The sequence below is a fragment of the Pseudonocardia ailaonensis genome (assembly GCF_039531635.1).
Lineage (GTDB): Bacteria > Actinomycetota > Actinomycetes > Mycobacteriales > Pseudonocardiaceae > Pseudonocardia > Pseudonocardia ailaonensis.
Genome location: NZ_BAAAQK010000007.1, coordinates 94785 through 115701, shown reverse-complemented (window position 1 = coordinate 115701; position 20917 = coordinate 94785). Strand labels below are relative to the sequence as shown.

The following is a 20917-nucleotide window of genomic DNA, read 5'->3' as shown; positions in this document are numbered from 1 at the left end:
CACCCGGCCCGGTCAGCGCGGGCAGCGCGGGTCGCGCCGGGTCACCGCGGGGCGCGCAGGGCGCGCCGGGTCACCGCGGGGCGCGCGGGTCACGCGACCGGCCGCCCCACCCAGCCCGATCAGCGCAGGCAGCGCAGGTCGCGCAGGTCGCGACGGGTCGCAGGTCGCGCAGGTCGCGGGTCGCGCGGGTCGCGGTCACCCGCCCGACCGGGTGATCGCCGCGCGGGGCCGGCTGTGCGGCTCTAGGCTCGCCCCGGTCCCGACACATCCCTCGGAGGACCCGTGAGAACCCCGGACCTGCGCCCCGCCACCCTGGACGACGCCGCCCTCGCCAGGATCCGCTCCCTGGAGGAGACCCTGGGCAGCCCGCTGGTGGCCTACGAGGTCGAGAGCCCCTACGCCCCGCTCACCGACGAGCAACTGGCGGCGGTCAAGGAGGCCGAGGAGACCCTGCACGTCCGTCTCCTCGCCTACCGCCCGTAGCAGCGCTCAAGATCGGCGCCTCTGTCCGTCAAGCGACAGATCTGGCGGCTGCGCGGACACTGTTACTGATCATCGGACCTGACGGCGTGGGTCCGGGCCGGGCGTCGATGCCGAGATCGGCGTCCGTGTCCGTTGAGCGACAGTTGTGGCGGCTGGGTGGTCACGAGCTCCAGCGTTCGCCATGGCGACCAGTTTTCGCTGTTCCGGGCCTGGTGTGGGGGCGTCCCGGCGATGCTGCGCGAATGGATCTCGATGCGCTGCTCCGTCGGCAGGACGGGGTGCTCTCGCTGGACCAGGCGCTCGCCTGCGGGCTGTCCCGGCGGACCGTGGAACGGCGGGTGGCCGCCCATCGCTGGGTCCGCCTGCACCCGCGCGTCTACCTGGTGCGCAGTGTCGACCTCCGCACGCCCGGCCGCATCCGTGCCGCCTCGCTGTGGCTCGGGCCCGAGGCGACCGTGTGGGGTCCCGCGGCCGCGGTCTGGCACGGTCTGCTCGACGACATCCCGGATCTGACGGTCGACGTCACTGTCCCCGTCCGCCGCCACCATGCCGCACCCGCCGGGGTCCGGATCCGGCGCCGCGACCTCGGCGAGGCGGGCCGTTGCCGCCTCCGCGACATCTGGGTCACGACCGTGCCCATGACCGTGCTGGAGACCTCGGCCCGGCTCCGCGACGGCGCCGCCTTCCTGGACCGGGCGCTGCAGCGGCACGTCCCGTTCGGCGAGGTCGTCCAGGCCCACCGCCGGATGCTCGGCGCCCACGGCTCGGCCAGGGCCGGTGAGCTCCTGATCGCGGCTGCGGACCGGGCGAACTCGGGCGCAGAGCGAAAGCTCCTCCGCCTCCTGTGCGACGCCGGGATCACCGGCTGGGTCCTCGGCAATCCGTTCCCGCCCTGGACGATCGACCTCTCGTTCCCCGAGGTGCGCCTCGCGATCGAGTTCGACGGCTGGGCCTGGCACACCACCCCGGACCGCTTCGTGAACGACCGGCGCAAGGGCAATGCCCTCGTCGGCGCGGGCTGGACGCTGCTGCGGTTCACCTGGCGCGACATCGTCGACCGGCCGGCCGTCGTCGTCGACCAGATCCGCCGGGCCCTCGCCACCGCGGCATGATCGCCATCCGTGTCCGGAAAGCGCCACATCTGGCGGCTCTCCGGACACAAGCGATGATCACGCGCCGTGCGGTCAGCAGCCGAGGAGGCGGGCTCCCAGGTAGCTCTCCACCTGGTCCAGGGAGACCCGCTCCTGGGCCATGGTGTCCCGCTCCCGGATCGTGACGGCCTGGTCCTGCAGTGTGTCGAAGTCGACGGTGATGCAGAAGGGCGTGCCGATCTCGTCCTGGCGGCGGTAGCGGCGACCGATGGCGCCCGCGTCGTCGAACTCCACGTTCCAGTGCTTCCGCAGCGAGGACGCGAGGTCGCGGGCCTTGGGCGAGAGATCGGCGTTGCGGGACAGGGGAAGCACCGCGGCCTTGACCGGGGCGAGGCGACGGTCGAGCTTCAGGACCACGCGCTTGTCGACCCCGCCCTTGGCGTTGGGCGCCTCGTCCTCGCGGTAGGCGTCGAGCAGGAACGCCATCATCGAGCGGCCCACACCGGCGGCCGGCTCGATGACGTACGGGCGGTAGCGGGTGCCGGAGGCCTGGTCGTAGAAGGACAGGTCCACACCGGAGTGGTTGGAGTGCGTGGTGAGGTCGAAGTCGGTGCGGTTGGCGATGCCCTCGAGCTCGCCCCACTCCTGGCCCGTGAAGTTGAACCGGTACTCGATGTCGACGGTGCGCTTCGAGTAGTGGGAGAGCTTCTCCTTGGCGTGCTCGTAGTGCCGCAGGTTCTCCGGGTCGATGCCGAGGTCGGTGTACCAGCGCGTGCGCTCGTCGATCCAGTACTGGTGGAGCTCCTCGTCCGTCCCCGGCTCGACGAAGTACTCCATCTCCATCTGCTCGAACTCGCGGGTGCGGAAGATGAAGTTGCCGGGGGTGATCTCGTTGCGGAAGCTCTTGCCCATCTGGCCGATGCCGAACGGCGGCTTCTTGCGCGCGGTCGTCTGCACGTTGAGGAAGTTCACGAAGATGCCCTGCGCGGTCTCGGGGCGCAGGTAGGCGAGCCCCTCGTCCGTCTTCACCGGGCCGAGGTGGGTCTCGAGCATCATGTTGAAGTCCTGCGGCGCGGTGTACTGGCCGCGGGTGCCGCAGTTGGGGCAGGGGACGTCGGACAGGTCGTCCTCGGTGGCCACCTTGCCGGTGCGCTCGACGTACTCCTCGGCCAGCTGGTCGGCCCGGAAGCGCTTGTGGCAGGAGAGGCACTCGACCAGCGGGTCGTTGAACACGCCGACGTGGCCCGACGCGACCCAGACCTGGCGCGGCAGGATCACCGACGAGTCCAGCCCCACGACGTCCTCGCGGCCGGTGACCATCGACTTCCACCACTGCCGCTTGATGTTCTCCTTGAGCTCCACGCCCAGGGGCCCGTAGTCCCACGCGGAACGGGTACCGCCGTAGATCTCACCCGACGCGAAGACGAATCCGCGGCGCTTGGCCAGCGCGACGATGGTCTCGATCTTGGCGGAAGTGGGCTTGCTGGCCACGGGGGTACTCCTGGAGGGAACGGTCGGACCGCCGCGCCGGATGCGGGGCGAGGGAACCAGGGTATCGACCGCCCGCGCGGCCTTTCCGCTAGTCCCCCGCGCGCAGCGACGCGTGCTCCGCCACGACCCCCGCGACTGCACCGAACAGCGTCTCGTAGGTGGCCGGTTCGTCGGCGAGCGCCTCGGACAGCAGCGGGACCACGTGCTCCCGGACGGCGAACGGCGAGAGGGCCCGGCGGTAGGCGTCGACGCTCGCGAAGCGCACGGTCAGGACCCAGCGCGCGGGATCGTCGACGGCCCGGCCGGCCTCTCCGCCGAGGCAGCCCGGGGCGGCGGTGAGCAGTTCCAGCGCCTTCTCGACGCGCGCCCGGAAGTCGGACGGGTCGGTGGGCGCGAAGCGGCAGACGAGCAGCACCCCGGCACACTAGTGGCCACCCCCGGGAGCCAGGTGAAAACGCCTATCATGAGCAGGTGTCCGTCACGAGTCACCAAGGAGCCGGCGCCGCACCGGTGCACGCGCCCCGCACCCTGACCGCCGCCGGGGACCTGCTGCGCGCCCTCGCGGCGCCGGTCCGGATCGCGATCGTGCTGCAGCTGCGCGAGGGCCCCCGCTGCGTGCACGACCTGGTCGACGCGCTCGCCGTGACCCAGCCGTTGATCAGCCAGCACCTGCGGGTGCTGAAGTCCGCGGGGGTGGTCGAGGGCGAGCGCAAGGGCCGCGAGGTCATCTACTCGCTGGTCGACGACCATCTGTCCCACATCGTCGTCGACGCGGTGGCGCACGTGCAGGAGGAGAAGTGACGGCGGGCGGGGCGGTGGGGGGCGCGATGGGGGGCGCGATGGGCGGCAAGGTGGTGCGGGCGACCCGGCAGCGGGCGGCGGTGTCCGCGCTGCTCGACCGCCTGGACGACTTCCGCTCCGCGCAGGAGATCCACGAGGAGCTGCGCCGCGGCGGCGAGGGCATCGGCCTGACGACGGTCTACCGCACCCTGCAGACCCTGGCCGACGGCGGCGAGGTCGACGTGCTGCGCAGCGCGGCCGGCGAGGCCGTCTACCGCCGCTGCGCCTCCGAGGACCACCACCACCACCTGGTGTGCCGCCGGTGCGGCGCGGCCGAGGAGATCGACGCCCCGGACGTCGAGCGCTGGACGCAGGAGGTGGCGGAGAGGCACGGCTTCAGCGAGATCAGCCACACGGTGGAGATCTTCGGGGTGTGCCGGGCCTGCGCGTGAGCTAGTCCCCGTCGCGCAGCCGCAGGACCACCCGCATCACGTGCTCGACGGCGGCCTGGAAGAGCGCCCCGCGCAGCTCGCCGCGGTCCGCGAGGTTGGCGGAGGCGAACTGCAGCATCCGCTCCGGCCCCATCCGCCGCACCAGCAGCCCGGCGATCTCCTCGAGGTCGAGCCCCGGGTTGTCGAGCCGTGTGAGCGCGAACTCCACGATCAGCTCCTCGTCCCGCACGCCCCTCCCCCGATCCGGCGAACGGCCCGTTCGCTCACTCCTAGTGAACCAACGGGCCGCTCGCTCATTCCGGGGTGGGGTCAGGAGCGCGGGGGGAGCCGGATCGCGCCGTCGAGACGGACCGTCTCGCCGTTCATGTAGTCGTTCGTGATCAGCTCGAGCGCCAGCGAGGCGTACTCGGCCGCCCTCCCGAGCCGGTTCGGGTAGACCACGCTCTGGCCCAGCGCCGCCTTGAACGCCTCCGCCTGCTCGCCCTGCCCGTAGATCGGGGTGTCGACCAGGCCGGGGGCGATCGTGTTGACGCGGATGCCGTGCCGGGCCAGGTCGCGGGCCAGCGGCAGGGTCAGGCCCACCACGCCGCCCTTGGAGGCCGAGTACGGCGTCTGCCCGATCTGGCCGTCGAACGCCGCGACCGACGCGGTGTTGAGGATCGTTCCGCGCGAGGTGCCGTCCTCGAGGGGCTCGGTCTTCGCGATCGCGGAGGCGCCCAGCCGGGTCACGTTGTACGTGCCGATCAGGTTGACCCGGATGACCTTCTCGAACGCCTCGAGCGGCGCGGGCGCGAGGTCCTTGCCGATCACCCGCACGGCCGAGCCTATGCCCGCGCTGTTGACGACCACGCGCAACGGGCCGAGCTCCGACGCGGCCTCGACCGCGGCCGTCACCTGCGCCTCGTCCGCGACGTCGGCCTGGGCGAACACACCCCCGATCTCGGCGGCGAGCTTCTCCCCCTTCTCCGCCTGCAGGTCCAGCACGACGACCTTGGCGCCGCGCTCGGCCAGCAACCTCGCGGCCGCCTCGCCGAGCCCGGACGCGCCGCCCGTGACGATGGCCGAGGCCCCGGTGATGTCCATACCGCACTCCTTCGATGTCTGATGCACCTGCATGTCTACCCGCCGGGGCGTCTCATATCGAGATCCACGGGGACCGTCGCCGACGCTAGCGTGCGCAAGAACACCATCCGGCGAGGCATGGAGGGGCACTGTGGCCCAGGAGACGGGTGACCCGGCGGGCCAGGAGGCTCCGACCACGGTCCGCCGGCTGGACACCCCGGAGTCCGGTGAGCTGGCGCAGCTCTCCGCGGTCTTCGAGGACCTGCAGTACGTGCTGCGCTGCTGCGAGGTGCTGGTCGACGTGCTCAGCGGGGTGCGGCCCGATCCGGTGATGGTCGAGTCGCTGTGGACCGGCGCGGTGGTGGGGTACGTGCGGTGCTTCTCCGGCCGCACCAAGATCCTCACGGACGCCGACGTGGACGGCCTGGAGCTCGAGGACGAGGTCAAGGGCTTCCACAAGAACTTCGCGACGCTGCGCGACCACTACGCGTCCCGGCACGTGAACCCGCGCGAGGCGTTCACGATCGGCATCGCCCAGTCCAACGACGGGAAACCGACCGGTGTGGCGATCGTCTCCACCCCGCGACCGCCCGTGGACGACACGACGGTCCGGGTCCTCGGCCGGATCGCCTACTCGCTGTCCGGGGTGGTCGACGGCCGCATGCAGCAGGCCCAGGCCACGGTGCTGGACAAGGCGCGGCAGATGACGCCGGCCCAGCTCGCCGAGCTACCGCTCGTCCACCTGTCCGAGGAGCCGGTTTCCTAGGAGGCCCTTCGGTTCCAGGACGAGGGTGCACAGGGCCTCGGCCTCGGGATCGTCGGCGGAGTACTCCGCGAGCTGGAGCGCGACCAGGGTGTTGATCAACATGCCCTGGGCGAGGAAGTCCCGGGTGCGCTCGATGTCCGCGCCCGACAGCTCCCGGATCTGCCGGACGATCCCGAGGAGGGACTCGCGCATGGCCGGCCCGAGCTCCGGGTCCGCGCCGAGGGTGAAACCGTGCTGCATGACCCGCAGCACGTCGCGGTCGGAGATCAGCCGCGCGTAGGCGCCGCCGATGCGGCGCAGGTTCTCCTCCCCCGCCCCGGGCACGGCCGCCGCGGCGAACTCGTCCGTGATCCGGCCCATGACGCGGGCGTGGGCGGCGAGGAACAGCGCCTGCTTCGTGCCGAACATCCGGACCACGTACGGCTGCGAGACGCCGGCGCGGCGGGCCACCTGGTCCGTGGTCGTGCCGGCGTAGCCCCCCTCGGCGAACGCGGCGACGGCGGCGTCGAGCACGAGCTCCCGGCGTTCCTCGACGGGCATCCTCAGGCGGGTCACGGTTGCCAAGTTATCAGTTGATGCCTTACGGTCGCCATCGCTCGTTAGTTATCAGTCGATGCATTCTTCGGAGCCTGTGATGCGCCCACGTCCCCTCTGGCTGGTGATCCTCGCCGCCGCCCTCCCGATGTTCATGGCCACGCTCGACAACCTCGTGGTCACCAGCGCCCTCCCCGTGATCCGCACCGAGCTCGGGGCCTCCCTCGAGACGCTGCAGTGGGTCGTCAACGCCTACACGCTCGCGTTCGCGACGCTGCTGCTCACGGCCTCCGGGCTCGGCGACCGGATCGGCCGCCGCCGCCTGTTCGTGGGCGGGATCGCCCTGTTCACGGCCGCCTCCGCGGCCTGCGCGCTCGCCACCGACGCGACCGCGCTGATCGTCGCGCGGGCCGTCCAGGGGATCGGCGCCGCGGCGATCATGCCGCTGTCGCTGACCCTGCTGGCCGCCGCCGTGCCGCCCGCCCGCCGCGCACTCGCGATCGGCGTCTGGGGCGGGGTCGCCGGCCTGGGCATCGCGGTCGGGCCGCTGGTGGGCGGGGCCGTCGTCGAGGGCCTGGCCTGGGAGTGGATCTTCTGGCTGAACGTGCCGGTCGGGCTCGTCGCGATCCCGCTGGCGCTGGCCGTGCTGCGCGAGAGCCGCGGCCCGGACCGCGTGCTCGACCCGCTGGGCCTGCTCCTCGCCGCCACCGGCGTGCTGGCCGTCGTGTTCTCGGTGGTGCGGGCGGACGCCGAGGGCTGGGGCTCGGTGCCGACGATCGCCGGGCTGGTGGCCGGGGCCGCGCTGCTCGTCGGGTTCGTGGCCTGGCAGCGCCGGGCCGCCGCGCCGCTCCTGCCGCTGCGGCTGTTCCGCTCGCGCGGGTTCTCGGCGGCCAACGCCGCCGCGGTCGCGTTCTCGTTCGGGATGTTCGGCGCGGTCTTCCTGCTGGCCCAGTTCCTGCAGGTCGTGCAGGGTCTCTCACCGCTCGACGCCGGCCTGCGCACGATGCCGTGGACCCTCGCGCCGATGGTCGTCGCCCCGCTCGCCGGGATGCTGGAGGGTCGGCTCGGCACCCGCACGCTCGTCGTGAGCGGGCTGGTGCTGCAGGCCGGGGCGCTGGCCTGGCTCGCCGCCGTGACCACTGTGGACGTGCCGTACGGCGCCCTCGTCCCGCCGTTCCTGCTGGCGGGCATCGGGATGGGGCTGACCTTCGCACCGGTCGCGACCGCCGTGCTGGCGAGCGTGCCGGAGGCGGACCACGGCAAGGCGTCGGGCGCGAACAGCACGCTGCGCGAGATCGGAATCGCGCTCGGGGTGGCGGTCATGACCGCCGTGTTCAGCGCGAACGGGGGCTACTCGAGCGGCGAGGCCTTCGTCGCGGGACTCATCCCGGCGGTGCAGCTCGGCGCGGTGATCGTCGCGGCGGGCGCGGTGGCCGCGGTCTTCCTCCCCGGCCGCACCCGCACCCCCGCGGCAGCCCCCGAGGCCGAGCGGGCCCTCGCGGCCTAGGAGCGCTCGGGCCACCCACGTGCCGTCAGCGAGGAGCGCGCCCGGGCAGGAAGGCGGCGGCCACGGCCCCCGCGAGACCGACGGCGAGGATGGCCAGAGCCATCTTCGCCGCGGTCACGCCACCGGTGCTGACCAGCGGCGGGACGAGCGCGCCGAGCGCGAACTGGGAGAGCCCGAGCAGCGCGGAGGCCGAGCCCGCCACCGCGCCCTGACCGGCCAGGGCGAGCGCCGTCCCGTTCGGCAGCACGATCCCCACGCTCGCCACCACCACGAACAGCGGCGGCAGCACCGCCCACACCGAGCTGGTCGCGGACACCCCCGCGACCAGCGCGATCCCACCCGCGACGCACACGGCGACGGCGATCCGCAGCAGCCGGACCGGGCCGAGCCGGCGGACCAGGGCGGCCGAGAGCCGGCCCGCCGCCACGATCCCCAGCGCGTTGACCGCGAAGACGATCCCGTACGCCTGCGCGCCGAGGCCGTACTGCTCCTGCAGCACGTAGCTGCCCATCGCGATGTAGACGAACATCGCGCAGCAGACCAGCGCGAGCACCAGCGTCGGGACCCCGAAACTGCGGTCCCGGGCCACCCGGACCACCGCCCGTCCCGTCGCACGGAGGCCGCCGTCGTGGCGACGGTCGGGCGGGAGCGTCTCGCGCTGGGTGAGGGCGGCGGCCAGCAGGACCAGCCCGATCCCCGCGAGGGCGAGGAACAGCCCGCGCCAGTCCGTGATCCGCAGCAGCTGGCTGCCGATCACCGGCGCGAGCACCGGCGCCGCCCCGCTCACCACCATGAGCAGCGAGAACATCCGCGCCGCGGCGTCGCCGGAGTAGAGGTCGCGGACCATGGCCCGGGCCACGACGATCCCCGTCGCCCCGGCGAGCCCCGTCAGCAGGCGCAGCACGAGCAGCACCTCGATCGAGGGCGCCACCGCGCACAGCGCCGCCGACACCGCGAAGAGGGCGACGCCGACCAGCAGCGGCACCCGCCGCCCGATCCGGTCCGAGAGCGGCCCGACGAGCAGCTGCCCACCCGCCAGCCCCACCATGCACAGGGACATCGAGGCCTGACCGAGCGACTCGGTCGTCCGCAAGGAGTCCGTGAGCTGCGGCAACGCCGGCAGGTACAGGTCGAGCGAGAGCGGGCCGAAGGTCGACAGCCCGCCGAGCGCGAGGACCTTGCCGCGGTCAGCCAACGAGCTCTGCGCGCATGCTCGACGCGCTGCTCACCACGAGCATCAGCAGCGTCCCCATCGGCCCCTCCTCGAGGCCGACGGACGGGAAGGCGTAGCGCAGCGTGACGTCCCAGCCCTTCTCCCCCTTGATCACGCGCGGGGTGCCGAAGAGTCCTTCCCCCACGCCGAGCGCGACCCGCCCGGGGATGTCGTCGTCCGTCAGGTCCCACGCGACGACGCAGGTCAGGTTGAGGACGGGCAGCCCCTCCTCCAGCTCGGTCCCCTGCACCACGCAGAGCACGCCGCCGTGGGCGAAGGTGAGCGAGCCGTCGGCGTCGACCTCGACGTCGTGGTAGCGCTCCAGGGCCGTCCGCGCGATCTCGAGGCTCACGACGCCCCTGCCTGGTCCGCGGCATCCACGGCGCCGCCGAAGCGGCGGTCGCGACGCGCGTAGATCTCGATGGCCTCCCAGATGTGGCGGCGGTCGAAGTCCGGGAACAGCGTGTCCAGGAAGACCATCTCCGCGTAGGCGCTCTGCCACAACAGGAAGTTCGACGTGCGCTGCTCCCCGCTCGACCGCACGAAGAGGTCGACGTCCGGCATGTCCGGCTCGTCGAGGTGCCGGGCGATCGTGCGCTCGTCGATCTTGCCGGGCTTGAGCGTCCCCGCCGCGACCTGCTCCGCGATCTGCCGCACGGCGTCGGCGATCTCCGCCCGGCCGCCGTAGTTGACGCACATGGTCAACGTCAGGACGTCGTTGTCGCGCGTCTTCTCCTCGGCGACCTCGAGCTCCTTGATCACGCTGCGCCACAGCCGCGGCCGGCGCCCGGCCCAGCGGACCCGGACCCCGACGGCGTGCAGCTCGTCGACGCGGCGCCGGATGACGTCCCGGTTGAAGCCCATGAGGAACCGCACCTCGTCCGGGCTGCGCTTCCAGTTCTCGGTGGAGAAGGCGTACGCCGACAGCCACTTGACGCCGATGTCGACGCAGCCCCACGCGACGTCCATCAGCGAGGCCTCGCCGCGCCGGTGCCCCTCGATCCGGGGCAGGCCGCGGGAGTTGGCCCAGCGGCCGTTGCCGTCCATGACCAGGGCGACGTGGTTCGGGACCAGCTCGGCCGGGATCACCGGCGGCCGAGCTCCCGACGGATGGGACGGCGGGGGCTGGAAGGGCCCTGGAGTCGGCACAGCCAGGCAGCGTAGTTCGCAGGTGTTCGCAGGACACTCGCGCACCGGTGCAGCTAGAATGCAGGCATGACCGCGATCACCATCCGGAACGTGCCCGAGGAGGTCCGCGCCGAGCTCGCGGCCCGGGCCGAGCGGTCCGGCCGGTCCCTGCAGGAGTACCTGCTCGGCGAGCTGTCGCACCTCGCCACACGCCTCGATCCCGCCGACTGGCTCGCCGCCGTGGCCCGGGAGGCCCGCGAGGGCGGTGCCGTCCTGCGCGTCGACACGATCCTGGACGACCGGGACGCGGACCGCCGGTGACCCGGCGCCAGTCCGTCGTCGACGCGTCGGTGCTGGTCGCGGCCCTCGTCGACAGCGGCGCCGACGGGGACCGGGCCCGGGCCGCACTCGGCGGCCCCGACCAGCACGCGCCCCACCTGCTCCCGTTCGAGGTCGGCGCCGTCCTGCGCCGGGCCGAGCTGCGCGGCGATCTCACCGCCCGCGCCACGGCCCGGGCGCACCTGCGGCTCGGCCAGGCACCCATCCGGCTGTGGCCGGCCGAGACCGTCGCGGCGCGGGCCTGGGAGCTGCGCCCCACCGTCACGTACCACGACGCCACCTACGTCGCACTCGCCGAGCTGCTCGACGCAACCCTGCTGACGCTCGACCGCCGCCTCGCCGCCGCACCCGGGGTGCGCTGCGAGGTGGACACGCTCCTCCGCCCGGAGTAGTCACTGCGCATGGGCACGTGGTGGCACGACACGATCGTCGAGAGCGGGCGGCTGCCGCTGTTCTGCTTCCTCTGCGCCTTCCTGGCGGCGTTCCTGTTCATCCGGCTGTCGGTCCGCATGATCCGCGCCCAGGTCAGCTGGTGGCCCGGCAACGTGACGCCCGGCGGGATGCACCTGCACCACGTCGTCTTCGGGACGATCCTGATGCTCGTCTCGGGCTTCGTGATCATCGCCCTGGCGAACTACCAGACGCCGGTCGCCAACATCATCCTGGCGTCGACGTTCGGCATCGGCGCCGCGCTGGTCCTCGACGAGTTCGCGCTGATCCTGCACCTGTCGGACGTCTACTGGACGCAGGAGGGCCGCAGCTCGATCGACGCCGTGTTCGTCGCGGTCACGATCACCGGCTTCTTCCTGCTCGGGGTGCACCCGCTGGGCTTCCAGGGCGACTTCGACGGGCTGTCGCAGGCCGACGCCCCCGAGGTCGTGATCACGCTCGTCTTCTTCGTGCTGCAGCTGCTCCTCGCGGTGGTCACGCTCGCGAAGGGGAAGGTGTGGAGCGGGCTGGTCGGGCTGTTCTTCACCCCGTTGCTGCTGGTCACCGCCATCAGGTTGGGACGACCGCACTCGCCCTGGGCACGCTGGCGCTACGTCACCCGGCCCCGGAAGATGGACAAGGCCGTCCACCGGGAGAAGCGCTTCCGGCGGCCGGTGATCAAGGCGAAGATCGCCGTCCAGGAGGCCATCGCGGGGCACTTCGACGCCGACCAGGTGCAGGCGGCGCAGGAGGCCGCGCAGCTCGCGCACGAGCAGGCCACGGACCGGGCCGCCGAGGCAGCCCGCGCCGCGGGCCCGATCGGTGTGACCACGCCACGGCTGCCCACCCCCTCGTGAGTGGCGATGGTCGCCATGGCGACCATCGCCACTCACGGGGTCGGGGGGTCACGGGGCGACGCGGGGCAGGTTCCAGCCCTGCCAGAGCGCGAGCATCCGGATCACGAAGCAGACGAGTGCGCCCGCGGCCAGCACGAGCGCGCGGGAGCGGCCGGTGCGCAGGCCGACCGCCGTGACCGCCGCGCCGGCGAGGGCCGCGACGGCGTAGACGTCCGAGCGCAGGATCAGGGGGACCCCGCCCAGCAGGAGGTCGCGCATCACCCCGCCGCCGACCGCGGACACGGTGCCGAGCAGGGCCGCGAGCAGCCAGGACATCCGCAGCGACCCGCCCGTCGCGAGCTCCGTGCGGTGGTCGACCGCCTTGGCCGCGCCGACGACGGCGAACAGCGCCAGGGCCGCGGCGTCGAGCGGGAGCAGCACCGAGGGCGGGATCGCCTGCACCAGCCGGAAGATCGCCACGACCACGAGGCCGCCGCCGAACGCCGTCAGCGGGTAGGCGACGTCGCGGAACACCGCGGGCGGGGTCGCGCCGAGCAGGACGTCGCGGACGATGCCGCCGCCCACCGCCGTCACGAAGGCGATGACCAGGACGCCGAACACGTCCAGGCCCGCCGCCGCGGCGGTCGCCCCGCCCTGCAGCGCGAAGATCCCGGTGCCGGCGAGGTCGACCGCCCGCAGCAGGCGGGCGGGTCTCAGCCGCGGGGGGACGGGCACGGTTGCACCTCGGCCGTGAGCCGCAGCGGCTTCCTGATCGAGAGGAAGCCTCTCGGCGGCGGGCAGAAGGCGGACAGCGCCAGCGTGTACTCCACGTGCAGCACCGGCTTGCCGGCGTCGACGAAGGGGCGCAGGGCGTCGCACTCCCGGTACTGCGCGCACTGTTCGTTCACGGCGAAGTCGAAGGGGCCCACCAGGTCCTCGACCTGGTCGAGGTCGTTCTTCAGCCCCACGGTCAGGCCGCGGTCGTGCGCCAGCTGCGCGAGCATCGTGTTGTAGGCGAGCTGGTCGTCAGCGGTCAGGGCGAAGCCCGTCTTGTTGGCGTAGCCGTCGACGTTGTCCGGCTCGACGCCGTCGAACCCCTTCTGCTTGCACAGGTCGAACCGGGCGGCGAGGAAGGGGCGCAGCGCGTCGGGCCTCGAGATGTCGAGCCACCGCTCGCCGGGCCAGTCGTCGAGCGGCTTGCCGAGCAGCTCCTTCGGGAGGGCACCGAAGTCCGGCCGCCAGTCCTCGCTCGCGCCGGCGTTGAGGTAGCAGATCACCGTGCGGCCCTTGGCCTTCAGGTCCGCGACGGTCTGCGCCGGGGTGTCGAAGAGGTCGACGTCGAAGGTGCCCGCGTCCACCGACGTGTCGACCGTGCCCTGGAGCTGGTACTGCCAGGTCGCGGCCGGCGCCTGCGGTGCGGCCGCGGCGGCCCCGCCGCACGCCGCGAGCAGGCCGCAGGCCGCGATCACGGCGGCGACCACCGCGCGCGGCGCTCTCACCCGGCCCATCCGGCCGGCAGTCCGTCCCACGGGTTCGGCATCCTACGGTCGGTCGCGTAGCCGAGCGACGCGCCCAGGGCCGCGGCCCGCCGCAGGGTGGCCTCCTGCTCGCCGACGGGCACCCCGTGCACCAGGTGCCACGTGGTCCCGACCGGGTCGGGGCCGGTCAGCGCCCGGTGGGCGGCCCAGTCCCCCTCGAACGTCACGACGACGTCGGCGAGCGCCAGGTACCCGGGGTCCGGCCGGACCCCGGGATTGAGGATCAGCGGGCGGGGCAGCTCGGCGGCCAGCACCGCGTAGTACTCCAGGTCCTCCGGGCCCGAGGTCACGCGGTCCAGGAACACCGCCCCGACGCCGTGCAGCCGGCGGTGGGCCGCGGCGTCCGCGCGGACCGCGGCGATCGGCCGCCGGGCGTAGTCGGTGTCCACGTACCCCGCGACCACCCCCGGCAGCCCCGGGATCGCCGCCCGGTACGCCGGGTCCCCGGTCCCGGGCCCCGACGCCGGGTTGACGACGACGAGATCGGCCGCCGCGAGCCGCGCCCAGTCCGCCGCCTCCCGCTCCGGATGGAAGTACGCGGGCACCCCCGTCCTCATCGGTGCCGCACGGGGATCCCCACCGTCCTGATCAGCTGCACGGCCATGACCAGCAGCATCGCGGACCCGACGGCGAGATGCCAGACGATGGCCGAGGCGCTGGTGAACTGCCCGTGCCCGCCGTGGGCGAGGTAGGCGGCGAGCGCGGTCACCCCCGCCGCGACGATCGTCAGCACCCGGTCGCCGCGGCCGAGCACGCCGAGCAGGGTCGCCGAGAACAGCGCGGTCCCCAGCACCAGGTAGTCCACGGCCAGCAGGACCGCGCGGGGATCGGCCGTCCACGCGACCACCAGCGCGACGGCCATGGCCAGGGCGAGCGCCCCGGTGAACGCCAGGTGCACCTGCAGCGTCACCCGGCGGGCCCGGGCGGCGAACCGGGCGGTGGACCGTTCCGCGCCGAGGAGCGCGACGCACCGCGCCCGGAACCGCTGGGCCAGCGACTCCGCCAGCCCCATGCCCAGGACCAGGGGCAACGCCAGCAGGGTGACCGACAGCGGGAGCGGGTCGAAGCCGGGATCGACGAGCCGGTCGATCGCCGGGAACACCACGAGCACGGCGACGAACAGCCCGTACCCGGTCTGGCCGCCCGCGCGGGCCCAGGCCGCGGCGGTCGGGCGAGCCACCGGCCGGGCCGCGCCGCGGGTGGCGAGCAGCGCCAGGACCAGCGCGGCGACGACCGTGCCCGCGGCCCACAGCAGGTCCCGGCCCGGGACGCCGGTCGGGGCCCCGAACGCGGTGACGGGTGCCGCGCGAGGTTTCAGGAGCGCGAGCACCGCGCCCACCAGCGCCGGGACCAGGGCGATCGCGAGCCAGGCCTCCCGGCCGCACAGGAGCAGGGCGACCGCGGCCAGCAGGTAGGCCGCCTGGCCCGTGAGCAGCACCACCGTGCCGAGGTCGACCGAGGACGTCGAGGTCGTCACCAGCGCGGCGAGCACCGCCCCGCAGGACGCCACGAGCGCGAGCAGGGTGCCGAGCACCACCGCGCGGCGCAGGAACCGCTTGGCCCCGGGCAGGTCCAGGTTGTTCAGGTGGGTCCAGGCGATGCTGGTGACGCCGTAGCCGGCCGCCCACGCGGCCAGCAACCCGCCCAGCACCAGCCCGGAGGCGACCGGGTCGCCCGCGGGCAGCGAGGCCAGCGCCACCAGCGCGGGGACCGCGTAGAGCAGGCCGCGGAGCCGGAACCACCGGCGGGTCCGCGGCGCCGGCGCGACCGGTCCGGTCGCCGGTTCGGACACCCCGCGGTGCGGGTCCGCGAGGGCGAGCTCGCCGAGCGCGAAGACGTCGGTGGTACCGAAGTGCGCCACCGCGACCGCGTCCGCGATCCCGGCGCTCTCCAGCACCACCGCCGCTTCGAGCGGGGTGGTGGAGGAGGCGGCCGCGTGGTCGAGGGCGGTCCGGCGGGGGTCCAGGCCGGTGCTCACGAGGCCTCGCCCGCCGGCGCGTCCGCGGTCTCGGCGCCGGCGACGATCGCGGGGTCCGCCGGGGCGGCGGTGTGCGCGGCGGTGTGCGCGGCGGTGTGCGCGGCGTAGATCGCCCGCACCGCGGCGAGGAAGTCGGCGCGGGTGAAGTGTTCGAGCGCGTGCGCCCGGCCCTTCGCCGCCAGGTCGGCACGGCGCCCGGCGTCGGTCAGCAGGGCGACGCAGGCGTCGGCGAAGGCGGCCTCGTCGCCGGCCGGGACCACGATCCCCCCGGGCCCGATCGCCTCGGCCATCCCGCCGACGTCCGTCCCGACGGTGGCCCGGCCGGACATGGCGGCCTCGATGATCGTCAGCGGCAGGCCCTCGGACAGGCTCGACAGCACGACGACGTGGCCCGCCTCGAAGGCCGTCGTGACCGGGCTGACCGGCCCCGCGAAGTCCACGGCCGCATCCAGGCCCAGCTCGGCCGTCAGCGCGCGGCAGGAGGCGGCGTAGCCCTCGTTGCCCTCCGGGGTGCCGCCGAACAGCCTCAGCCGCGCCTGCGGGACCCGCTCCCGCACCCGCGCGAACGCCCGCAGCAACATGTGCAGGTCCTTGAGCGGGTCGATCCGGCCGGCGAACACGATCGTCGGGACCGCGGGCTCGGCCTCGATCACGGGCAGGACATCGACGCCGTTGGGCAGTACCCGGACGGCGCTCGCCCCGCCCCGGCGGGCCCAGCGCGCGTTGAACGCGCTGACCGGCAGCACCTCGTCCGCACCCCGGTAGCCGAGCCCGGTCAGCGCACCGTAGAACCCCGCGAGCGCCGCCCTGGCCACCCGCGACGGCGCCTCCCGGCGCGACGCCAGCAGCCGTTCCCGCAGGTAGACCCCGTGCTCGGAGAGCACCACCGGGGTGTCGTGCTCCCACTTCGCGAGCAGGGCCAGCAGCGCTCCCGGCCCGTTGGCCGTGGCGTGGACCAGGTCGGCCCGCGGCGCGGCCAGCTGCAGCGGGCGGAGGAAGTGCTCCATCAGGTCGGTCACCGCGAGCCCGTCCGCGAGGGTGGGGTCGAGGCCCGGCACCCGCGACGCCGCGTCGACGACGAGATCGACGGCGGTCTGGCTGCGCAGCGCCGGGGTCAGCGGGACGGTCGCGCCGAGCTCGCGCAGCTCCCGCAGCGCGTCGCCGAACCCGTCGACCGTGCCGCCGTGGAACACGCTCTCCAGCAGGCCGGCGTAGGCGGCGACGAAGGGTGCTGAGGGTTCCCGGCGCCGCCGGGGCCGCGGGCCGGCGGGGCGGGGGCGCCGCCGCGGCGGCTCGGCCCACAGCCCGATCCGCTCGACCGAGACGAGGTTCGCCGGGCGGGCGTACCGGGTGGGCTCGCGGCCGGACCCGGTCAGCGCGACGACCGCGAACTCCACCTCCGGGAGCCCGCGCACCAGCTGGTCGCACCAGTCGCTCACCCCGCCCGGGTGCACCGGGTAGGTGCCCTCGGTGACCAGACAGATCCTCACAGGCGCTGCTCCCCCGAAACCTGCACCCACGCCGAGCGCGCGGTGCCGTACACGTCCCCGAACCACGAGTCCCCCGCCGTGGCCGGGACGGTCACGGGGACCGTCCCCTCCGCGACGACCGTGATGGCCCCGTCCTGCACCCAGCCCCGGACGGTCGACGTCGCGGCCGCCCAGTCCGCCTGCCGGGTGAGCTCCTCCCGGCTCTGCGTCATCGTCGGCACCAGCAGCGGCCGCGCGTCGGTGTAGAGCGCCCGGTAGTCGCCGAGCACCTTCTCCAGCACCGGGTACAGCGTGCGGTCCTCGGTGAGCTGGGGCTGGTGGACGTAGTGGGGCCGCGGGTCGTTGCCGAGCACGTGCCCCAGCACCTTCGCCCCCTCGCCCGGCACCACCACCTGCGCGAACGCACCCACGGGATCGTCCGTGCCGAACTTCGCGAGGCACCCGCGGTCGGCCTCGCACGTCCCGTCGCCGCCGTCCTCGCGGCTGGTGTGCGTCCAGGCGTACTGGTCGACGGTCTCGGCGAACGTCGCCGTGTCGTAGTCGAGGTCGATCGGGTGCCGGGGCACGGTGAGCGCGTCCCCGATCCCCCGCTGGCCCGGCTCCTTCGAGGCGTCCGACGCGACGGTGCGCACGCCCTGGCCGTCGAGCGCGCCGGCGAGGCGGGGGTTGTCGTCGGCCATCGCCTCGTCGCCGCGCAGCCCGCTGTGCTCGCCGGTGACGAGCTCGTCCGGCTCGATCGGCAGGCCGTGCAGCTGCGCGAACCGCACGTTGCGCTCGATCTGCTCCTCGATCTCCGATCCCGGGACGTACCGCGTCCAGCCGAGGATCGGCACGGTCGCGCACCGCCACGGCGTCACCGAGTAGTCCCGCACGCAGCCCAGGTACTCGTGCGACCAGGTGTGGTTGAGGAAGCCGAAGGACTCCTTGTGCGCCACCAGCGCGTCCAGCAGCGGGTCCGCCCCTCCGGGGACGGCGGCGGAGCCGGCCCCGTTGAACGCCAGGTCGAGCCGCAGCCCGGACCGCGCCGACCACGCCGCGGCGAACTCGACGTCCTCGGCGGTCATCCGGATCGTCGACTCCGGCGCGGTCCCCGGCGGGCAGTCCGCGCCGAACGCGCAGTGCGCGCCGACGACCCACCGCGCGTCGGGCAGCAGGACGTCGTCGATGTGCACGGCGAGCCACGAGCGCCGCAGGCCGAGGTGCGTGCCGCGGGTGAGCCACTCGACCAGCCCGGGCGCCAGCGCGGTGAACTGCGTGGACCGGGCCTCGTAGGTCAGGGTGAGGCCGAGCTCCTCGCGGCCGCCGACCGCGTGCACGCCGGCCACCACGCCGGAGCGCGTCCCGTCGGGCGAGGTCGCGGCGAGCATCGGGGTGTAGCCGGGCAGCGGGGTGCCGATCTCCGCCCAGGTGTCGACGTCCACGGGCACCGGCCCGCGCATGTCCCCGAAGCCGTCGGCCCTGGCCTCCGGGGTGAGCTGCGCGGTGATCCCGTCCACCTGCCCGGACCAGCCCGCGGTCTCGGTGGGCTCGGCCATGCCGGTCGCGGGCAGGGCGGCGACCAGCGCGTTGATCTGCCGCAGGGAGAACCGCCGCTCCAGGTCGTGGATCGCCGCGAGCTCCCCGGGGGCGAGGTCCTCCGGCGACTCGTTCGGCAGCACGACGCCCTGGTAGCGGGCGTGCGGGACGTCGTCGGGGATCGTGAGGGCCGCGTCGTCGAGCCGTGGGCGTTCCCGGTCGGCGAGGTCGACCACGTCGATCGGGACCCCGCCCGCGACGAGCGCACCGCGGATCGCCTCGACCTCGGGCTGCCCGTCGGTCACCACGAGGACGCGGAGCTCCACGCGCGGGCTCGCGGCGTGCGCCGGCGCGGCACCGGTCATCCCAGGGCCGACCACCACGGTTCCCGCGACCAGGGCCAGTACCAGGAGGGCGCGCGCGCCACCCCGTCGATCTCCCACGTACGCCCCCCAGCGCGAGCGACGGGCCTGCTGCTCCGCAGGCCGCCGATCCGGTTCCCGCGCCCGGATTCGCCGCGGAGGCCCGCGGTGTTACGGCCGCGTGTCAGCGAGAACCCGAACGGCCGCAAGGACTCCGCCGCGGCGGGAGATCACCGGAACGGCGGTGGACGGCCGGTGTGGCCGGTCGCGAGTGGACCCCCGGCCGTCACGCTGCGTGGGTCGGCCGCACCGGTACCGGCGTTCGGGTGATCATGGTCCACCCACGTGGCTCAGTGGACGCTCGGGTCGCCCTTGCGTTCGACGAAGGGCAGCGAGCGCAGCTGGCGTTCGAGGTGCCACTGCAGGTGCGCCGCGACCAGGCCCGAGGTGTCCCGCCGCGTCGGCCCCGTGGCCGCGTCGGCGATCGGCCAGTCCCCGTGGAGCAGGGCGTCGAGGAGCGCGAAGGTCTCCGGGCCCGGGAGCACCGAGCCGGGCGGGCGGCAGACCTCGCACACCGCTCCCCCGCCCTGCACACTGAACGCGCGGTGCGGGCCCGGTGCGGCGCACTTGGCGCACTCGGAGATCGCGGGCGCCCAGCCGGCGTGGCTCATGGCGCGCAGCAGGAAGGCGTCGAGGATCAGCGAGGCGTCCCGCTCCCGGCCCGCGAGGGCCCGCACGGCCCCGACGAGCAACAGGTAGACCCGCATCGAGTCCCCGCTGCCCTCCTCGCTGACCAGCCGGTCGGCGGTCTCGAGGATCGCGCAGCCCGCGGTGTAGCGGGAGTAGTCGCCGACGACGCCGGAGCCGAACGCGTCGAGCGTCTGGCACTGGGTGATCACGTCGAGGCTGCGGCCGGTGTAGCACTGGACGTCGACGTGGTTGAACGGCTCCAGCCGCGCCCCCCACCGGGACCGGGTGCGCCGCACCCCCTTCGCGACCGCGCGGATCTTGCCGCTGCGCCGGGTGAGGAGGGTGACGATCCGGTCCGCCTCGCCGAGCTTCTGCACGCGCAGCACCACGCCGGTGTCGCGGTACAGGGTGCTCACCGGAGAAGGGTACGACGCGCCCCGTTAGCCTCGCGGGATGGACGACGCCGGACACGCCCGCTCCCTCGCGGCCCACGCCACCGCCGGCACGCTCTCGACGCTGGCGGTGGATCCGGCCGGGTTCCCGTTCGGCTCGGTCGCGGCCCTCGCCGTCGACGTCACGGGCTCGCCGATCCTGCGCCTGTCCGACCTCGCGGAGCACAGCCGGAACATGGCGGCGGACCCTCGGGCGTCCGTGCTGGTCACCGAGCCGGGTGAGGAGGACCCGCTCGCGCTGGCCCGGGTCACGCTGCTGGGCCGCGTCGAGGTCCTCGAGGGCGACGCGCGGGAGGCGGCCCACGAGGCGTACCGGGCGGTGCACCCGCAGGGCGTCTACTCGGACTTCCACGACTTCCGCACCTACCGCCTCGCGGTGGAGGCGGTGCGGTACGTCGGCGGGTTCGCGCGGATGAGCTGGGTGTCCGCGGACTCCTACGCCGCCGCCGAGCCGGACCCGCTGTACCCGTTCCGGAGCCGGATCGTCGGACACATGAACGCCGACCACGCGTCGTCGCTCGTGGACTTCTGCCGCACCTACGCGAACCTGCCGGCCACCACGACCGCCACCATGCTCGACGTCGACCGGCTCGGTTTCGAGGTCCGCTCCGACGCCGCCGAGGAGCCGGTCCGGATCGACTTCACCGCCGAGTGCCGCACGTCGGACGAGGTGCGGGCGGCGATGGTCGCCCTCGTGCGCGCGCTCTGAGGACTCATCCGGATGGCTGACAGCTGACCCGATTTGCCCGGTCGGCCCTTCTCGGCACCCGTGCGCAGCGGT

Annotated in this window: 25 protein-coding genes; 10 read left to right on the top strand and 15 right to left on the bottom strand. The window is 74.0% G+C overall.

Annotated features, from left to right (window positions below; all coding sequences use genetic code 11):
• The first annotated feature begins 282 nt into the window (after window positions 1-282).
• Both ABD324_RS15250 and ABD324_RS15245 read left to right on the top strand, forming a co-directional pair.
• On the top strand, window positions 283-483 hold the full coding sequence (locus tag ABD324_RS15250; protein WP_344416991.1) for a hypothetical protein: 201 nt from the start codon (window positions 283-285) through the stop codon (window positions 481-483).
• Window positions 484-725: 242 nt separating this feature from the next.
• Window positions 726-1595 carry a type IV toxin-antitoxin system AbiEi family antitoxin domain-containing protein gene (locus tag ABD324_RS15245; protein WP_344416989.1) on the top strand — a complete coding sequence of 290 codons (870 nt, stop codon included), beginning with the start codon at window positions 726-728 and terminating at the stop codon, window positions 1593-1595.
• A gap of 72 nt (window positions 1596-1667) precedes the next feature.
• On the opposite strand, the gene ABD324_RS15240 is transcribed toward ABD324_RS15245, so the two are convergent.
• Together ABD324_RS15240 and ABD324_RS15235 are read right to left on the bottom strand one after the other, a co-directional pair.
• Window positions 1668-3065 carry a glycine--tRNA ligase gene (locus ABD324_RS15240; RefSeq protein WP_344416986.1) on the bottom strand — a complete coding sequence of 466 codons (1398 nt, stop codon included), beginning with the start codon at window positions 3063-3065 and terminating at the stop codon, window positions 1668-1670.
• Between the two features lie 88 nt (window positions 3066-3153).
• Window positions 3154-3480, bottom strand: a complete 327-nt coding sequence (locus ABD324_RS15235; protein ID WP_344416984.1) for an antibiotic biosynthesis monooxygenase family protein — start codon at window positions 3478-3480, stop codon at window positions 3154-3156.
• A 56-nt stretch (window positions 3481-3536) separates the two neighbouring features.
• Here ABD324_RS15235 and ABD324_RS15230 point away from each other — a divergent pair, with 56 nt between their 5' ends.
• Both ABD324_RS15230 and ABD324_RS15225 read left to right on the top strand, forming a co-directional pair.
• Window positions 3537-3866 carry an ArsR/SmtB family transcription factor gene (locus ABD324_RS15230; protein WP_344416981.1) on the top strand — a complete coding sequence of 110 codons (330 nt, stop codon included), beginning with the start codon at window positions 3537-3539 and terminating at the stop codon, window positions 3864-3866.
• A gap of 26 nt (window positions 3867-3892) precedes the next feature.
• On the top strand, window positions 3893-4297 hold the full coding sequence (locus ABD324_RS15225; protein WP_344417258.1) for a Fur family transcriptional regulator: 405 nt from the start codon (window positions 3893-3895) through the stop codon (window positions 4295-4297).
• Window position 4298: 1 nt separating this feature from the next.
• Here the strand turns inward: ABD324_RS15225 and ABD324_RS15220 are convergent, their stop codons facing one another.
• Together ABD324_RS15220 and ABD324_RS15215 are read right to left on the bottom strand one after the other, a co-directional pair.
• Window positions 4299-4526 (bottom strand): hypothetical protein, encoded by a 228-nt coding sequence (locus ABD324_RS15220; protein ID WP_344416978.1) that lies wholly within the window; start codon window positions 4524-4526, stop codon window positions 4299-4301.
• 80 nt (window positions 4527-4606) lie between these two features.
• Window positions 4607-5380, bottom strand: coding sequence for an SDR family NAD(P)-dependent oxidoreductase (locus tag ABD324_RS15215; RefSeq protein WP_344416976.1), 774 nt, complete (start codon window positions 5378-5380; stop codon window positions 4607-4609).
• Between the two features lie 130 nt (window positions 5381-5510).
• Between ABD324_RS15215 and ABD324_RS15210 the strand changes: the two genes are divergently transcribed.
• A complete protein-coding gene (locus tag ABD324_RS15210) occupies window positions 5511-6125 on the top strand; it encodes a hypothetical protein (RefSeq protein ID WP_344416974.1) in 615 nt (204 codons plus the stop codon).
• Here the strand turns inward: ABD324_RS15210 and ABD324_RS15205 are convergent.
• The gene (locus ABD324_RS15205) at window positions 6087-6680 is read right to left on the bottom strand and encodes a TetR/AcrR family transcriptional regulator (protein ID WP_344416972.1); all 594 of its coding nucleotides are present in this window, start codon (window positions 6678-6680) and stop codon (window positions 6087-6089) included. The genes ABD324_RS15210 and ABD324_RS15205 overlap by 39 nt on opposite strands.
• A 79-nt stretch (window positions 6681-6759) precedes the next feature.
• On the opposite strand from ABD324_RS15205, the gene ABD324_RS15200 reads away from it, so the two are divergent.
• Entirely contained in the window at window positions 6760-8166 is a 1407-nt protein-coding gene (locus ABD324_RS15200) for a DHA2 family efflux MFS transporter permease subunit (protein WP_344416970.1), read from the top strand.
• 25 nt (window positions 8167-8191) lie between these two features.
• Here the strand turns inward: ABD324_RS15200 and ABD324_RS15195 are convergent, their stop codons facing one another.
• The 3 genes from ABD324_RS15195 to ABD324_RS15185 are packed head-to-tail and all read right to left on the bottom strand — an operon-like array spanning window position 8192 to window position 10528.
• Window positions 8192-9361, bottom strand: a complete 1170-nt coding sequence (locus ABD324_RS15195) for a multidrug effflux MFS transporter (protein WP_344416968.1) — start codon at window positions 9359-9361, stop codon at window positions 8192-8194.
• Window positions 9354-9731 carry a hypothetical protein gene (locus ABD324_RS15190; RefSeq protein WP_344416966.1) on the bottom strand — a complete coding sequence of 126 codons (378 nt, stop codon included), beginning with the start codon at window positions 9729-9731 and terminating at the stop codon, window positions 9354-9356. Before ABD324_RS15190 ends, ABD324_RS15195 begins: the two co-directional genes overlap by 8 nt.
• Window positions 9728-10528 carry an isoprenyl transferase gene (locus ABD324_RS15185; protein ID WP_344416964.1) on the bottom strand — a complete coding sequence of 267 codons (801 nt, stop codon included), beginning with the start codon at window positions 10526-10528 and terminating at the stop codon, window positions 9728-9730. Before ABD324_RS15185 ends, ABD324_RS15190 begins: the two co-directional genes overlap by 4 nt.
• A 66-nt stretch (window positions 10529-10594) precedes the next feature.
• Between ABD324_RS15185 and ABD324_RS15180 the strand changes: the two genes are divergently transcribed.
• The 3 genes from ABD324_RS15180 to ABD324_RS15170 are packed head-to-tail and all read left to right on the top strand — an operon-like array spanning window position 10595 to window position 12132.
• Complete coding sequence (locus ABD324_RS15180; RefSeq protein WP_344416962.1) at window positions 10595-10828, top strand: FitA-like ribbon-helix-helix domain-containing protein; 234 nt, start codon at window positions 10595-10597, stop codon at window positions 10826-10828.
• The gene (locus tag ABD324_RS15175) at window positions 10825-11238 is read left to right on the top strand and encodes a type II toxin-antitoxin system VapC family toxin (protein ID WP_344416960.1); all 414 of its coding nucleotides are present in this window, start codon (window positions 10825-10827) and stop codon (window positions 11236-11238) included. The genes ABD324_RS15180 and ABD324_RS15175 overlap by 4 nt, the downstream gene beginning before the upstream one ends.
• A 9-nt stretch (window positions 11239-11247) precedes the next feature.
• Entirely contained in the window at window positions 11248-12132 is an 885-nt protein-coding gene (locus ABD324_RS15170; protein ID WP_344416958.1) for a hypothetical protein, read from the top strand.
• Window positions 12133-12180: 48 nt separating this feature from the next.
• Here ABD324_RS15170 and ABD324_RS15165 read toward each other — a convergent pair whose 3' ends face one another.
• The 7 genes from ABD324_RS15165 to recO form a co-directional block, all read right to left on the bottom strand.
• Window positions 12181-12846 (bottom strand): trimeric intracellular cation channel family protein, encoded by a 666-nt coding sequence (locus tag ABD324_RS15165; protein WP_344416955.1) that lies wholly within the window; start codon window positions 12844-12846, stop codon window positions 12181-12183.
• The gene (locus ABD324_RS15160) at window positions 12825-13640 is read right to left on the bottom strand and encodes an endo alpha-1,4 polygalactosaminidase (RefSeq protein ID WP_344416953.1); all 816 of its coding nucleotides are present in this window, start codon (window positions 13638-13640) and stop codon (window positions 12825-12827) included. The genes ABD324_RS15165 and ABD324_RS15160 overlap by 22 nt, the downstream gene beginning before the upstream one ends.
• Window positions 13607-14194: a spherulation-specific family 4 protein gene (locus tag ABD324_RS15155; protein ID WP_344416951.1), complete on the bottom strand. Its 588-nt coding sequence runs from the start codon at window positions 14192-14194 to the stop codon at window positions 13607-13609. Before ABD324_RS15155 ends, ABD324_RS15160 begins: the two co-directional genes overlap by 34 nt.
• Window positions 14195-14202: 8 nt before the next feature.
• Window positions 14203-15627: a hypothetical protein gene (locus tag ABD324_RS15150; protein WP_344416949.1), complete on the bottom strand. Its 1425-nt coding sequence runs from the start codon at window positions 15625-15627 to the stop codon at window positions 14203-14205.
• Complete coding sequence (gene pelF, locus ABD324_RS15145) at window positions 15624-17117, bottom strand: GT4 family glycosyltransferase PelF (RefSeq protein WP_344416947.1); 1494 nt, start codon at window positions 17115-17117, stop codon at window positions 15624-15626. Before pelF ends, ABD324_RS15150 begins: the two co-directional genes overlap by 4 nt.
• Window positions 17114-19075: a hypothetical protein gene (locus tag ABD324_RS15140; RefSeq protein ID WP_344416945.1), complete on the bottom strand. Its 1962-nt coding sequence runs from the start codon at window positions 19073-19075 to the stop codon at window positions 17114-17116. The genes pelF and ABD324_RS15140 overlap by 4 nt, the downstream gene beginning before the upstream one ends.
• A 269-nt stretch (window positions 19076-19344) precedes the next feature.
• Window positions 19345-20100, bottom strand: a complete 756-nt coding sequence (gene recO, locus ABD324_RS15135) for a DNA repair protein RecO (RefSeq protein ID WP_344416943.1) — start codon at window positions 20098-20100, stop codon at window positions 19345-19347.
• A 37-nt stretch (window positions 20101-20137) separates the two neighbouring features.
• Here recO and ABD324_RS15130 point away from each other — a divergent pair, with 37 nt between their 5' ends.
• Window positions 20138-20845 carry a HugZ family pyridoxamine 5'-phosphate oxidase gene (locus ABD324_RS15130; RefSeq protein ID WP_344416941.1) on the top strand — a complete coding sequence of 236 codons (708 nt, stop codon included), beginning with the start codon at window positions 20138-20140 and terminating at the stop codon, window positions 20843-20845.
• The last annotated feature ends 72 nt before the right edge of the window (window positions 20846-20917 follow it).